The organism is Sinorhizobium terangae (assembly GCF_009601505.1).
In the GTDB taxonomy this organism is placed as follows: Bacteria; Pseudomonadota; Alphaproteobacteria; order Rhizobiales; family Rhizobiaceae; genus Sinorhizobium; species Sinorhizobium terangae.
This window is the reverse complement of sequence record NZ_WITC01000088.1, coordinates 1-13,209: the sequence shown is the minus strand read 5'-3', so window position 1 is coordinate 13,209 and position 13,209 is coordinate 1. Positions and strand designations below refer to the sequence as shown.

Annotated in this window: 15 protein-coding genes and 1 tRNA gene; 5 read left to right on the top strand and 11 right to left on the bottom strand. The window is 59.5% G+C overall.

Features of this window, described 5'->3' with window-relative positions; all coding sequences use genetic code 11:
* Positions 1–169: 169 nt before the first annotated feature.
* Together GHK62_RS21175 and GHK62_RS21170 are read right to left on the bottom strand one after the other, a co-directional pair.
* Positions 170–1,654, bottom strand: coding sequence for an ArnT family glycosyltransferase (locus GHK62_RS21175; RefSeq protein ID WP_153441073.1), 1,485 nt, complete (start codon positions 1,652–1,654; stop codon positions 170–172).
* Positions 1,647–2,666, bottom strand: a complete 1,020-nt coding sequence (locus GHK62_RS21170; RefSeq protein WP_153441072.1) for a glycosyltransferase family 2 protein — start codon at positions 2,664–2,666, stop codon at positions 1,647–1,649. The genes GHK62_RS21175 and GHK62_RS21170 overlap by 8 nt, the downstream gene beginning before the upstream one ends.
* A gap of 95 nt (positions 2,667–2,761) precedes the next feature.
* Here GHK62_RS21170 and GHK62_RS21165 point away from each other — a divergent pair, with 95 nt between their 5' ends.
* Entirely contained in the window at positions 2,762–3,718 is a 957-nt protein-coding gene (locus GHK62_RS21165; protein WP_153441071.1) for a lysylphosphatidylglycerol synthase transmembrane domain-containing protein, read from the top strand.
* A 1-nt stretch (position 3,719) separates the two neighbouring features.
* Here the strand turns inward: GHK62_RS21165 and GHK62_RS21160 are convergent, their stop codons facing one another.
* The 4 genes from GHK62_RS21160 to GHK62_RS21145 all read right to left on the bottom strand — a co-directional run bounded on the left by GHK62_RS21160 (position 3,720) and on the right by GHK62_RS21145 (position 6,181).
* Complete coding sequence (locus tag GHK62_RS21160) at positions 3,720–5,222, bottom strand: AMP nucleosidase (protein WP_153441070.1); 1,503 nt, start codon at positions 5,220–5,222, stop codon at positions 3,720–3,722.
* Between the two features lie 153 nt (positions 5,223–5,375).
* Complete coding sequence (locus GHK62_RS21155) at positions 5,376–5,696, bottom strand: YnfA family protein (RefSeq protein ID WP_153441069.1); 321 nt, start codon at positions 5,694–5,696, stop codon at positions 5,376–5,378.
* A gap of 127 nt (positions 5,697–5,823) precedes the next feature.
* A complete protein-coding gene (locus GHK62_RS21150) occupies positions 5,824–5,997 on the bottom strand; it encodes a hypothetical protein (protein ID WP_153441068.1) in 174 nt (57 codons plus the stop codon).
* Positions 5,998–6,007: 10 nt separating this feature from the next.
* Entirely contained in the window at positions 6,008–6,181 is a 174-nt protein-coding gene (locus GHK62_RS21145; protein ID WP_136504085.1) for a hypothetical protein, read from the bottom strand.
* Between the two features lie 178 nt (positions 6,182–6,359).
* Between GHK62_RS21145 and GHK62_RS21140 the strand changes: the two genes are divergently transcribed.
* Entirely contained in the window at positions 6,360–7,061 is a 702-nt protein-coding gene (locus tag GHK62_RS21140) for a glutathione S-transferase N-terminal domain-containing protein (RefSeq protein WP_153441067.1), read from the top strand.
* Positions 7,062–7,148: 87 nt separating this feature from the next.
* On the opposite strand, the gene GHK62_RS21135 is transcribed toward GHK62_RS21140, so the two are convergent.
* Together GHK62_RS21135 and GHK62_RS21130 are read right to left on the bottom strand one after the other, a co-directional pair.
* Positions 7,149–7,955 (bottom strand): hypothetical protein, encoded by an 807-nt coding sequence (locus tag GHK62_RS21135; protein WP_153441066.1) that lies wholly within the window; start codon positions 7,953–7,955, stop codon positions 7,149–7,151.
* Between the two features lie 313 nt (positions 7,956–8,268).
* Positions 8,269–8,610, bottom strand: coding sequence for a DUF2147 domain-containing protein (locus GHK62_RS21130; RefSeq protein ID WP_153441065.1), 342 nt, complete (start codon positions 8,608–8,610; stop codon positions 8,269–8,271).
* A 587-nt stretch (positions 8,611–9,197) separates the two neighbouring features.
* Between GHK62_RS21130 and GHK62_RS21125 the strand changes: the two genes are divergently transcribed.
* Positions 9,198–9,464: an SEL1-like repeat protein gene (locus GHK62_RS21125; protein WP_136504089.1), complete on the top strand. Its 267-nt coding sequence runs from the start codon at positions 9,198–9,200 to the stop codon at positions 9,462–9,464.
* A gap of 79 nt (positions 9,465–9,543) precedes the next feature.
* On the opposite strand, the gene GHK62_RS21120 is transcribed toward GHK62_RS21125, so the two are convergent.
* The 3 genes from GHK62_RS21120 to GHK62_RS21110 all read right to left on the bottom strand — a co-directional run bounded on the left by GHK62_RS21120 (position 9,544) and on the right by GHK62_RS21110 (position 11,854).
* Positions 9,544–10,668, bottom strand: a complete 1,125-nt coding sequence (locus GHK62_RS21120) for a pyridoxal phosphate-dependent aminotransferase (protein ID WP_153441064.1) — start codon at positions 10,666–10,668, stop codon at positions 9,544–9,546.
* A 105-nt stretch (positions 10,669–10,773) separates the two neighbouring features.
* Positions 10,774–11,199, bottom strand: coding sequence for a PilZ domain-containing protein (locus GHK62_RS21115; RefSeq protein WP_153441063.1), 426 nt, complete (start codon positions 11,197–11,199; stop codon positions 10,774–10,776).
* A gap of 298 nt (positions 11,200–11,497) precedes the next feature.
* On the bottom strand, positions 11,498–11,854 hold the full coding sequence (locus tag GHK62_RS21110; RefSeq protein ID WP_153441062.1) for a PilZ domain-containing protein: 357 nt from the start codon (positions 11,852–11,854) through the stop codon (positions 11,498–11,500).
* Positions 11,855–12,207: 353 nt separating this feature from the next.
* Between GHK62_RS21110 and GHK62_RS21105 the strand changes: the two genes are divergently transcribed.
* A tRNA-Ser gene (locus tag GHK62_RS21105) sits at positions 12,208–12,297 on the top strand.
* Between the two features lie 694 nt (positions 12,298–12,991).
* Positions 12,992–13,209: porin (locus GHK62_RS21100; RefSeq protein ID WP_193571421.1), on the top strand; the 218-nt coding region annotated here is incomplete at its 3' end.

Here is a 13,209-nt window from a genome sequence, read left to right as displayed (position 1 = left end):
AGTTACAGCGTCCTTTGTGCGTCCTAAAGGACGCACGGCGCTGTAATGCATGTCGCCCAAAAGTGTGCAGCGGTTTCGGGACAACGACATGCATGAGGACAAAAACCCACCGCACGTCGCATGGCTGCAATTGAGTGCGACGTGCTTTGTTAGCGCCACAGAGCAGGTCTCACTCCGCGATCCAGATGTAGCTGAAGGCGTAACGATCCGAGCCGGCGCCATGAATGTAGGGGAGGGCGAGGTGGCGCGGCGTCATCGCCGCCTCCGGAATGGGGGAAGCCTTGAGCGTGTCCTTCAGAAGGTCGGGAATGGGCGCTTCCTGGGTTGTGTCGTCGTGCCAGACAACCAGAAGCGGCCTCTTCGTCATGTCGACCGGAAGCGCATTGAGCTTCGGCATGGTGACCAGCGCCGCGCTGAACCGTGTGCGCAGATTTCCCGCAATTTGCTTGTCATTGGTAACGACGAGGGCCGGCTGCCCGCCCTCCGCTTGAGCCACCGCTTCGGCGAAGTCGCTATAGGGGATATTCAGTCTTGAATAGTCGCCGAACCATGGCCGCACGATCGCGCGCGCCGACACGATGGTGAGTGCTGTCAAGGCGAGAAACGCCACCAACAGGAAGAAGCGCCGGAACATGTTGGTGAGATCGATCTTCGCCGCTTCGATCTTGAGGCAAAGATAAAGCGGGACAAGCATGAGATAGAGAACGAGCCATTTCTCGCGTATGTGCGTTGCCGCGACACCCAGCACGATGAGCAGCACCCCAACCAGGCAGATCGCGATCATCCGCCCCACGACCCGGCTCCACTGGTTTTCCGCCTGCCAGATCACGCGCACCTTGCCGCGAAAGACGAGGCCGAATACGAGTGCTGAAACGAGGCCACCGCCGATGATCGCCGATCCGAGTGCATAGGTTCCGCGCAAGGCCTGCAGCAAACGCCCCTGCGCCTCATGTTCCCTCATCTCGTTCAAGGTGCCGCCCGAGGCGAAGTCGAGATTCTGCAACAGCCAATAGCTGTGGGGCAGAACAACGAGGGCGGCGATCACGATTGCCGGCAGGATCCTCCAGTCGAAGATATGAGCCCGCAAGTCGCGCTCCGGCAGGACTGCAATTATCGCCGAGACCGGGATCAACACGAAGTTATACTTCGAGATTATGCCGATGCCGACGGCGATGCCTGTCAGCAGGTACGAGAACAGGGTGGGCCGTGTGAGCGTTCTTAGGAAGCCGTAAAGAAAGAGCGACACCGTGAAGAGCGCGGCGACCGTATGGGAGAGATCGCGCTGCGCCAGCAGGAATACAGGCGGCAGCGTCAGGATGCCAAGCATCGCCATCGCCGAAAGGCGCCAGTTACTGAGGACAAGGCGTGCCGCCAGGCCGTAAAAAAGGCAGGAAAGAAACAGGAGGCTGTTCTTGAGGACTGACAGCGTCGCAAGCGACGCGCCGATCGACTGCGCCAGACCGTATTGCAGCCAATTATAGAATGGGGGCTGCGGCCCGTATCCGAGCTGCAGGAATTGCGACTGGAGTGCCACGCCAGCCTCATCGATCTCGAGAGAGTTCGACACCGCAAGACGTAAGACTATGCACAACAGAAAATAGCCCGCCACCGCGACGAAGGCCGCATTGGGGCGTCGGTCGAGGGCTTCAAGCATGCGGCCCTCCCTTGTCGAAGACCTGGCGCACGATATAGCTCGTCGTCTCGTCGTCGCGGAAATAGGCGCGGGCCATCATTTCCGAAAGGATGCCGGTGGTGATGAGCTGGACCGAAGACAGGAACAGCATCACGCCCACGACCAGCATCGGGCGGGTGCCGATGTCATTGCCGAGAATGAACTTGTCGATGGCCAGATAGAAGAGGATGAGTGCGCTCAAGCCGCCGGTCGCAAGCCCGATCGATCCGAAAAAGTGACCGGGGCGCGCCTTGTAGCGCATGAAGAAGAGTACGGCCAGGAGATCGAGTATGACGCGGAACGTGCGCGAGAGTCCGTATTTCGACGTACCGAAGTGCCGGGCGTGGTGGGTAACCGGCATCTCGCCGATCCGGCTGCTGGGCACGACACCGGCGACCCACGCCGGGATGAAGCGGTGCATTTCGCCCATCAGTTTGACTTGTTTGATGATCGAGGCGCGATAGACCTTCAGGCTGCAACCGTAGTCATGGAGCCTCACTCCGGTGATCTTGCCGATCAGCCGGTTGGCGCACCATGAGGGAATTTTTCTGAGCAGCAGGCCGTCCCGCCGATTCTGTCTCCACCCGACGAGCAGGTCCAATTGGCGCTCTTCGATTGCCGCGACCATGCGTGGAATGTCATTCGGGTCATTCTGCAGGTCGCCGTCGAGGGTCGCGATCAATCGCCCGGACGCGGCATCGATACCGGCCTGCATGGCGGCAGTCTGACCGAAATTCTTCTGCAGTTCGATGATCTTCAGCCTCAAATCCGGACGAAAAAGTTCGGCGCGGGCATTGGCAAGGGTACCATCGGTGCTGCCGTCATCCACGAGGATTAGTTCCCACGGCTGGCTGAAGCCGGCCAGCGCGTCACGAATGCGTGTGACAAGCGGCCCGACGCTGTCCTCTTCGTTGAACACGGGGACAACGACGGACAGCTCGATGGCCTCAATTTTATCGGCAAGAGCCGTCACGGGTTCTTCAATGTGATTCAAGGATTGTCTCCGACGTACTGTCGCAGTTTTCTTGCACAGTTAACGGTGATAACCAACGTCGAATTGCGTGGTTCAGCACAGGAAATCGGCATCGGATGAATTCGGACTGTCAGTTCAGTCGGCGATCGTGGCTTATACGCAACCGCATGGCGCTGATTTCCGTAGCCGCGATCGCGGCTTACGCGATCTTTGTCGAGTGGGTCTGGGGCTGGTCTACCCTGATGCGCCAGTGGGCCGAAATCGGCATCTGGTCGGTGCTTGCCGCACTCGTCTTGCTGATCTCCACCTATTTCATCCGCTGCGTTCGCATCTACGATTATTTCCCGGAACATACCCGAGGGCGGTTCCTGCCTCTGTTTCGCGTGACGCAGGTCCACAATCTGCTCAACATCATGTTGCCGTTTCGAGCAGGTGAAACGAGCTTTCCCCTGCTGATGCGCTCTGAATTCGGGGTGCCGCTGGTGCATGGCACGTCGGCTCTGCTCGTCATGCGGCTGCTCGATCTGCATGCCTTGCTGACGGTCGCGGCGATCGGCCTGGTGATCGACATGAGCGATGCATTGATCGCTTGGCTCGCATGGACGCTTGCCTTCCTTTCACCGCTCGCATTCTTTCTCCTGAAGGGAAAGGTTCTGGCGCTTGCGCGCAGCAAGGCGCCGGCGAAACTCGCGACCGCTCTGGACGAAGTGGAAGCAGGGCTGCCGGACAACGTGCCGGCTTTCCTACGTGCATGGGCAATGACCATGCTGAACTGGGGAGTCAAGGTCGTGGTTCTCGCCTGGGTGCTTGCCATCATAGGGGTAGCGCCGCTTGCCGCCTGCTTCGGCGGTGCCTTAGGCGGCGAGCTTTCCTCGGTTCTGCCGGTTCATGCCCCGGCGGGAGTAGGCACCTATCCGGCTGCGATCGCCGCCGGAGCGATCTCCTTCGGGGCGCCCGGCAATCGCGCCGCCTTGGAACTGCTCGGCCGTGCCAGCGTCAATGCGCACCTGCTCGTCATCGTGTCGGCCGTCGCCGGCACGATGCTCTCACTGCTGTTGCGGCGAAGATCGTGATCTACTGGAACGAGGTTTCGTAGAAGCTTCTGAGCTTGCGCGAATGCAGTTTCTCGGGCGGCATGGCCGCGAGCTTCTGCAGAGCCAGGATGCCGATCTTCAGATGCTGGCTCACCTGCGTCCGGTAAAAGGCGGTTGCCATGCCGGGCAGCTTCAACTCGCCGTGGAGCGGCTTGTCCGACACGCAAAGCAGCGTGCCGTAAGGCACACGGAAGCGGAAGCCGTTGGCCGCGATCGTGGCCGACTCCATGTCGAGCGCGATTGCACGCGCCTGCGACAGGCGTTTGACCGGGCCGCGCTGGTCGCGCAGTTCCCAGTTGCGGTTGTCGATCGTCGCGACCGTGCCGGTGCGCATGATCTGCTTGAGGTCGTAGCCTTTGTAGCCCGTCACCTCGGCCACGGCGTCCTGCAACGCAACCTGCACTTCCGCCAACGCCGGCAGGGGGATCCAGACCGGCAGATCATCGTCGAGCACGTGGTCCTCGCGCATATAGGCATGCGCCAACACATAGTCGCCGAGGCGCTGGCTGTTTCTAAGCCCGGCGCAATGCCCGAGCATCAGCCAGACATGCGGGCGCAGCACCGCGATATGGTCGGTAATCGTCTTGGCGTTGGACGGGCCGACACCGATGTTGACCAAGCTGATGCCGCCGTGCCCCTTCTTCTTCAGGTGATAGGCCGGCATTTGGGGCAGGCGGACGGAGGTATAGTCGGCATCCGGCCTGTCGGCGCCCGCGGGTGTCACGATGTTGCCCGGCTCGACGAAAGCGGTGTAGCCGTTTCCGCCCTGTGCCATCTGCTGTCGGGCCCAGGCGCAGAACTCGTCGACATAAAACTGATAGTTCGTGAAGAGCACGAAGTTCTGGAAATGCGTCGGGCTGCTCGCTGTATAGTGGCTGAGGCGGGCCAGCGAATAATCGATGCGCTGCGCGGTGAACGGAGCAAGCGGCGAGGGTTCGCCGGGGCCCGGCTCATAGGACCCATTGGCGATCTCGTCATCGGTCGTCGTCAGGTCGGGCGCGTCGAACAGGTCGCGCAGCGGGATGTCGATGGATTCGGCGGCCGACGCTTCGACATGAGCGCCCTCGCTGAAGGCGAAATGCAACGGTATCGGTGTCGACGATTCGGAAACGGTGACACCGACGCCGTGGTTGCGCATCAGGTGCCCGAACTGCTCCTTCAGATAATGGCGAAAGAGCTTGGGTCGGGTGATCGTCGTCGTGTAGACGCCGGGCGCGCTGACATATCCGAACGAAAGCCTGGAATCGACGTGGCCGAAGCTGCTCGTCTCGATGCTGACCTGCGGATAGCAGGCACGAAACCGCGTGAGCGGCGCATCGCTCTTTCCAAGCCCTTCGAAGGCCTCGCGGAGGAAGCGGGTGTTGCGTTCATAAAGAGCCTCCAGGCAATCCACGGCCTCGGCCGGATCCTCGAAGAGGTGCGGCTCGAATGGTTCAGGGGTTGCGACGGAGAGAACGGAGTTTGAAGAGATTCGTTTGTTCATGTCGCATTATAGGCTGCGCCTTCTGACAAGCAAACGACAAGATAAAGTGGGGTCTGGAAAATTGTGGAGCCGTTTTTTCCGCCGTGGCATCGCTTTAACTATCTGGAATCGAACGCCGATTGAATCCGATACACCTATGCTCGCTTGCTGGAGTCAGCGCGGACCGGCGAGAATGATCACGCTGCCGGCGAGCGCCACCGCGACGCCGGTCATGTCCCAGCGGTCCGGGCGCACACCTTCTGCGAGCCAGAGCCAGGCGAGCGAAGCGGCGATATAGACGCCACCATAGGCGGCATAGGCGCGGCCGGCGGCCGCCGAATCGACCACCGTCAGGAGCCAGGCAAACAGGGCGAGCGAGCCCATGCCGGGTACAAGCCACCAGATGGATTTGCCGAGCTTGAGCCATGCCCAGAAGGCAAAGCATCCGGCGATTTCGGCAAGTGCGGCGGCGAGATAGATTGCATATGCAGGCATTATTCCATCCGTTCGCCGGAAAAGGACCGGAATTTCAATCCATATGCAAGCGGTAGACGGGTCGCGAGCAATTCAAAGTGCTACAGCGTCCTTTGCGCGTCTGATACGACGCGCGGCGCTGTGGACGTCAACTCATCGCCTGACGCTGGAGCGTCACGAAGAGGACGAGGCCGGCACCGGTCTTGCCGATGCCGAGGCCCGCGGCTTTGGTGTAGGCGACTGCTCCGATCGGCGCCATCAGCAGGCCTGTGAGTATCAGGACACGGAGCGAGAGAATGGCGGAAGTGGCGAGAGCGGTCATCTTTGGCTTCTTAGAGCTTGGCCTGGCAATATTGGGCCGTGTGGGCGGTGCAGTCGGTCAGCGAGCCGAGATAGGTGCTTTGGCGGCGGCGCTGCGTATCGGCACTGACCGCGGCGGCGAGCGTCATAGCGAAGACAACCATCAGCACGCTGATGATGGTGAGGCGCCGAGCGAGAATATCCATGGTTCTGTCCGTTGGCTGGAGGCACGTTAAGATCGATGGATCGTCTTTTCTCACAACCAAACTGAATTGATGCTGAGATGTCCGTTCATCTCCGGTTCATCTTCGTGAATTTTATCAGTCTTGTAGGAGGCGGCGGGCGTGCCTACGTGTTAACTCTTGCAACCTCAGGAGAAACAGGATGGCGGCTCCGATCGAGCTTTATTACTGGCCGACCCCAAACGGCTGGAAGATCACGATCATGTTGGAGGAGCTCGGCGCTCCCTATGTGGTCAAATACGTGAATATCGGGCGTGGCGAACAGTTCGCTCCGGATTTCCTGAAGATCGCCCCGAACAACCGAATGCCGGCGATCATCGACCCCGACGGCCCGGGCGGCCAGCCGATTTCGATCTTCGAGTCGGGGGCGATCCTGCAATATCTCGGCCGCAAATTCGGGAAGTTCTATCCTGCCGACGAGCGATCGCGCGTCGAAGTCGATCAATGGCTCTTCTGGCAGATGGGCGGCCTCGGTCCCATGGCGGGACAGGCCCATCATTTCCGCCAATATGCTCCGGAGAAGATCGAATACGCGATCAATCGCTATACCAACGAAGCCAACCGCCTCTATGGCGTGATGAACAAGCGCCTCGCCGACCGGCCGTTCCTGGCTGGCGACTACTCGATTGCCGACATGGCCTGTATTGGCTGGGTGATCCCGCACGAGAATCAGGGACAGGATCTGGATGACTTCCCGCATCTGAAGCGCTGGTTCGAGGCGGTGCTTGCGCGGCCAGCCGTTCAAAAGGCGATCGAAGTGGGTAAGGAAGAGCGCGCTCGCCAGAAGAGCCTCGCCGAGGACCAGGAGGCGCAGAAAATCCTGTTTGGCCAGCGTGCGCGTTAGCGTCGGGTGCTATCAAACGGACGTTTCAATCGTTCCCGCGTTTGCATGAGATCAGGGGCGGCGAACCGGACGAAGGGTTTTGGATCGTCAGCGTTCGCCGTACCTGAGCCTAATGCGCTTGAAAAACGAGCGGATCCGGCGCTGCAGCTTTGTCGTCGCCCAAAGTTTCGCGACCTGCCGTTCCACAGCCGTGTGGCGGTTTGCGAGAACGTTGGAGGCGATTAGCGCTATTGTCGCCTCGCTGAGATCCGGAAAATGAGCGCAGACGCGCTCCAGGGCGCCAGCCGGCTCGCTGACGCTCTCTTCGAAGAATTGAATGCGCCCTCGCTTCACGAAGCACCGCAGCATGATTTGTTCGAAGGTCCAGTCGTGCTCCACAATAATGTCGAATCGGGATCCCGCGGCGCCGGTGAAACCACAGAGGAAGACCTTTGAATGCGGCGCCTTCTCGAGCAGCCATAGGGCAACGGCAAAACCGGTCGTTGGCATGCGCCTGGCTGTGTACAGCGAGCCGAACTCATGGTCGAAGTCCAACGTATGTTGCACGAGCGCGCTCCTGCGCGGTGCCGCCATGCGAGGCGTTCCTTCCAGTGCCCCGCGCTCGGCAAGAACGCCAATCTCAGCCTTTAAGGGCCGCGAGAAGAGTGCACGTGCCCGATCCACATGCTTCTGTGAAGTTAGGAAGCGCGTGCCGCCGCTGATGAGGCGCTGACACAGTATGGCGTCCTTCTCGAACGGGCGGGCCAGCACTTTTGCGCACCCGTTGAAAAAGACAAACAGCGTTCGCTCTGGAAGGGCGCGCATGACCGCACCGATGTCTACACCTTCACTGTTGGCGATCAGGGCTAGCGCTTCGTATTCGGAAAGGATCGCCTCAACGTCTTTTGCTTCCATCGACATTCCTCGGCATGCTCAATTCTCTGATGCTGACGGATACCGGGGAATGCCTCGAAATCCTCGCGAGACCATATCAGATTGCGAATCGCTTCTACTGCATGATTCCCCGAATCGGAATCGATTTGAGGAATCCTGCAGCGATTCAAAATGCAGCGACCTTTGCGTGTGACAAAAGACGCGGGCGCTGTAGGGCATCCAAGCCCCGAATAAAATCGTTCTGTCGGAGGATGGGATTTCGCCTCTGAGACACCGCCAGGCTGCCCTTCGGCAGAAGACCCCGGCGGTTCCCATCCCCATAGCCGAGTGAGACTTACAGCCGCGACCAGGTCTGCGATTTGCAAAGGACCTTCAGCACACAGCCTTTCATCTTTAGCGCCTTACCGTTGACGGTGCCTGATCCGCTATAGGTCTTGTCGCTTTCCGGATCGGTGATTTCGCCGCTGTAGATACCGTCGGCTCCGGTCAGATTGCCGATGCGCTTGCCCGCGTACTTCCCGGTTTTCAAAGTGATGCAGTAAGCGCCGCCGCATGGTGCGATTTCGGCCGTGGCGCCGCTCGCTGTCTTCCAGTTGCCGACGATCGGTTCCGCGGCACGGACCGAGCCCGCGGTAGTGCAGGCAATGGCCGCTGCGACGAGCAATGTACGAATCATTCAATCCCTCCCAAAAAGAAAGCCGGCCGGCATAGTATCGTCTACCGGCCCAGCTGGAATACCTCATGTCAAGCGGTCTCGCACCGCGTGGCGCGAACGTATCTTACGCGCACGTAAAGGTAAACATCCGCAGCCCTCCCGTGTCACTGGTTCGCCAGGTCTGCAGACCCGCGAGAGGCAACGAAAATCGATGTGCGGCCGGCCGATGCTGTTTGTGTGGTTAGCGATTGGTTTAAATCGGCGGCTGAATATTTCGTAAATTTTGAGGCAAATGCGCGCTATGTCAGGCGATCCGATGCTTAATGAAAACTCAAGTTTACCAAGCGTTTGAACTTTGTTTGCGTCAAATTAAGCATGCATTTTAAGCGCGCGTTGAAGGCCGTTGAGCATACTCCAGGCCATAAGACGAGCGGAGAGAACAACCCGCCGAACTGCCGAAAGCGACACTCGCAAAAGACGGTGCACTTTCGGAAAGCCCACAAAGAGGCGCGACTGAACAGGGACCAAAAATGCTGATCTGGAGCAAGGTCCGCCCGAGAGGGCGGGCCGCTTCAGCCGGATCAACCAGCAAGACAGGGACAAGACAAATGGCACGCTTTGATATGCAAATCGCTTCGGACGCCGCGATGGGTGGCGAAAACCGCGCGGACGCGCTCTGTGAAATGGGCCTGGCCTATGCGACGGGCCGTGGCCGGCCGGTCGACCTCGTCGCTGCCCACAAGTGGCTGAACATTGCCGCCATCAAGGGATCCGACCGCGCTGCGGACTTGCGCGCCGATCTTGCGGCAACGATGAGCAAGACCGATCTTGCCGCCGCCCTGCGCGCCGCCCGCGAATGGATGACGGTACATTGAGAGTGAGGCGTGAGCCTGCAGCGCCCCGCGTCCAATCGGACACGCAAAGGTCGCTGTAGCACTTTGAACTACTACAATATCAGCTACCTGCCGCCAGGTTCCTGAGAACGGCGGGCAGGGCTGCTTCAAACAGGTCCATTTCAGCATCGGGCCCGGCGCTGACCCGGATGCAGCGATTGAGCGGGGCAACGCCCGGCATGCGGATGAAAACACCGTGGTCGCTCATCAGCCGGTCAACGATCGCCCGCGCATGGGTCGCGTCCTGTCCGCAGTCGACAGCCACGAAATTTGTGGCCGATGGCAATGGCTGCAGCCCGTTGTCGCCCGCAATCCGAGAGATTCGCTCACGCGACGCCGCTATTCTCGCGATGACTTCCTTAAGATAACTCTGGTCAGCAAGAGCAGCAATCGCTGCCGCGACGCCGACACGGTTCATCCCGAAATGATTGCGGATCTTGTCGAACGCCAAGGTCGTGCCGGGCGTTGAAAGCGCATAACCAACGCGCGACCCGGCAAGCCCGTAGGCCTTGGAAAACGTGCGCGTGCGTATGACGTTCGGCTTGTCGATCAAACTTTCGATCGCCGGTATCGACTCGGGCGGCGCTGTTTCGCTGTAGGCTTCGTCGAGGACGAGGAGCGTTGTTTCGGGCAGGGCATTTGCGAATTCGACGATACGATCAGCGGGCCACCAGCTCCCCATCGGGTTGTCGGGATTTGCGAAGTAGACGAGCGGTGCATTCTCGCGCTTTACGGCGGCAAGCAATCCGTCGAGGTCTTCCCTATCATCAGCGTAGGGGACCGTGACGAGACGCCCGCCGTGTCCGGCGACATGATAGTTGAATGTCGGATAGGCTCCGAACGAGGTCACCACCGGCATGCCGGGTTCGATGACGAGGCGGACGATCTGGCCGAGCAAGCCGTCGATGCCTTCGCCAATCGCGATGTTGGCGGAAGAGATTCGCAGATGGCTGGCGAGGGCCTGTTTCAGGTCGTAATTTTCAGGATCGGCATATTTCCAGGTTTCTCCGGCCGCTTGCTGCATGGCGAGCAGCACAGAATTTGCCGGACCGAAGCCGCTCTCGTTGGCGCCGATGCGCGCGGCAACCTTGCGGCCGCGCTGGCGCTCGATCGCTTCAGGCCCGACGAAGGGAATGGTTGCTGGCAAGGACTGGATAAGCGGTGTGAAGCGGGAGAATGCGGACATGCGAGAAGCTGGACCCCGTGGAACAAATGCCGCGGAACTTATCGCATATGCGCAAGAATCGGAATCGCTTTTGCGGAAAAGATCGACCTGCTTGCGCTCAGCGCCTTATTCGACGAAGCCCCAGTTGACAGATGCGGGACGACGCGAGACCGCCGCCAGGTTGGACGGAGCCTTCTTGCCCTGGCCGGTGAAAAATTCGTGGCGCACGATTTCGTGCAGGAATGCCTCGTCGATCGTCTTGATGAATTGCACGCCGATGCGCTCTCCTTTGCGGTAGACCTCGGCGCATCCGATGCGGAATTTCGTGCCGACGATATGGAGGTAATAGTGCTGCGACAGTCCGATTGTCGTGCTCACGGAAAAGCTCGCGCCGCCCCGCGAGATGTCGATCATTTTGCAGGCTCGTATGGAGACGCCGCCGAGGGCAGGTCGCACCGACATCAGCGTGCCAGCCTGGCCGATCGAAAAGCGCTCGTACTTGCGCTCGTAGAGAGGCGAGGGGACGAGCGAATACATGGTCGACTGCAGCATGCGTCATACTCCGGACGCGCCGCATGAAGCGGCGATTGCGATTCCACGAAGTCCGGACAAGTCATTTGCCGGTGCCTTCCAAAATGCCTGGGCAGGAAGGCTATTCTCGGCAGTCTCCAGTGGGAAACTTGCAATCCCTTGAAGCTAATCGATAAGAATCTAACAAGCTTGCGTTATTTGGACACCGACGCAGCCGCTACTGATGCATGTCGCCGAGAAGTGTGCAGCGGTTTTGGGATATGCATAAAAGCGATGACCTAAAGCGCGTCGCATGAGTCCGATTGAGCGCGACGCGCTTTTAAAGCCCGCCGCTGGAAAACTGCAACCGGATCAGCCGGCGCAGAAAGTCCTGGGCAAGCAGCATGTTGAAGCGCACGCCGAGCTCCGTGCCGCTGCGATGGACCTCCGCGCAGCCGATCTCCTCTTTGAATCCGTCGATCTCAAGAAAGAAGTGCTTCGGCAGCATGATCGCGGCATTGAAGTCGAGCATTGCGCCGCCAATCGAGATATGCCGAAGCAGGCACTGATACTTGGCCTTAGTCTTCAACTGCTTGCCGATGACAAGGATGCGGCACGGGCGCTCGATGAAATAATGCTGGTAGACGGCCGAGGTCTGGCCGGGCTTTGCTTGCGCGACATGCATGATCATCGACATAGCAGCCTCCGAAAATGCCGACTCTTTTATCCACCACGCGATGCCGCCATTCGGCGGGGAATCACCGCGCTCGACCGCGAGACGGCTATTTTTGGCAAGCGGACTTGCTTCGGCCTTGCGAGGGCGGCGCCATTTGCGAAACGCCGGGACCTTCGGGAATCCCGACGTCGTCTCGTTGGCAAATTGTCTGTTTCCAAGGGCGGCCGTCCGCGTGTGCACTCTCCGGTCGCGATGCACATCGCCGATAGAGGCGCCTCCTGACATATCGCCAGCCGATGAAAATCGTGTGATTTCCCGAAATCTGACAAAAAAATCTTGCATTGATGGCGCGGTGACACTAGTCAGGCGCTAACGGAGAGGTGGCCGAGTGGTCGAAGGCGCTCCCCTGCTAAGGGAGTATACCGGAAACGGTATCGAGGGTTCGAATCCCTTCTTCTCCGCCATTTCCACATTTGTCCATGACAACCCACAAAACGTCATCGGTCGGGCAAGTTGTTCGATTGCAGCGGCTCGCCGATCTTCCGTTCTTTGATTGCAACTTCTGCAAGTGCTCTCTGCACACACGTAAAATCGTGCCCGCCTGTCCGCATCCTTGTCCCTCTCTCCGTTCGGCCTCGCGACGAGTCGTGCGATTCCCGGCGTCGCCAGTGGGCTCTGGAGGATTCGCGAATCCAGTGCGTTGATTCTCTTGTGAATCGGCAAAAGATCTCCCGTCGCCATCTCGCCAGATGCCGTTTGGGTGGCGGCTTGCTGGTGAGAAGACCGCAGACCGGAGCCGCCGATGCCCGGTTTTGCCCCTGTTTTCGGCCATTTTCTGCCCCTTTCTGGAACAGGAGCCTCGCTGCGCCCTTGTGCTAACCCCCCGTCGCTAAAGGGTTTTCTTAACCCTTTGTTAATTTCCTCGAGTGGGATGAGGCGATTTTGTGTCGTTTCAGCAACAGGGATCAGGGAAGGGCAGCGCAAAGGAGGTGATCTGATAAGTTGGACGTTGCGTGCCCCACCCGGTTTTGTATTTTCAACTCCGGAAGCAAGGGCGGTTGATCGTCCGACTTCTTGAACGTTGGGGATGGGGCAGGGAACGCTGTCCTTCAGCAAAGAAACCCAGACCCGTTTGAAACTTTTGACTGGAGGTCAGAAATGAACATCAAGAGCCTTCTTCTCGGCTCCGCTGCTGCTCTCGCAGCAGTATCCGGCGCTCAGGCAGCCGACGCAATCGTCGCCGCCGAGCCGGAGCCCATGGAATACGTTCGCGTTTGCGACGCTTTCGGCACGGGCTACTTCTACATCCCGGGCACGGAAACCTGCCTCAAGATCGGCGGCTTCATCCGCGTTCAGGGCTCGTTCGGCCGTGACGA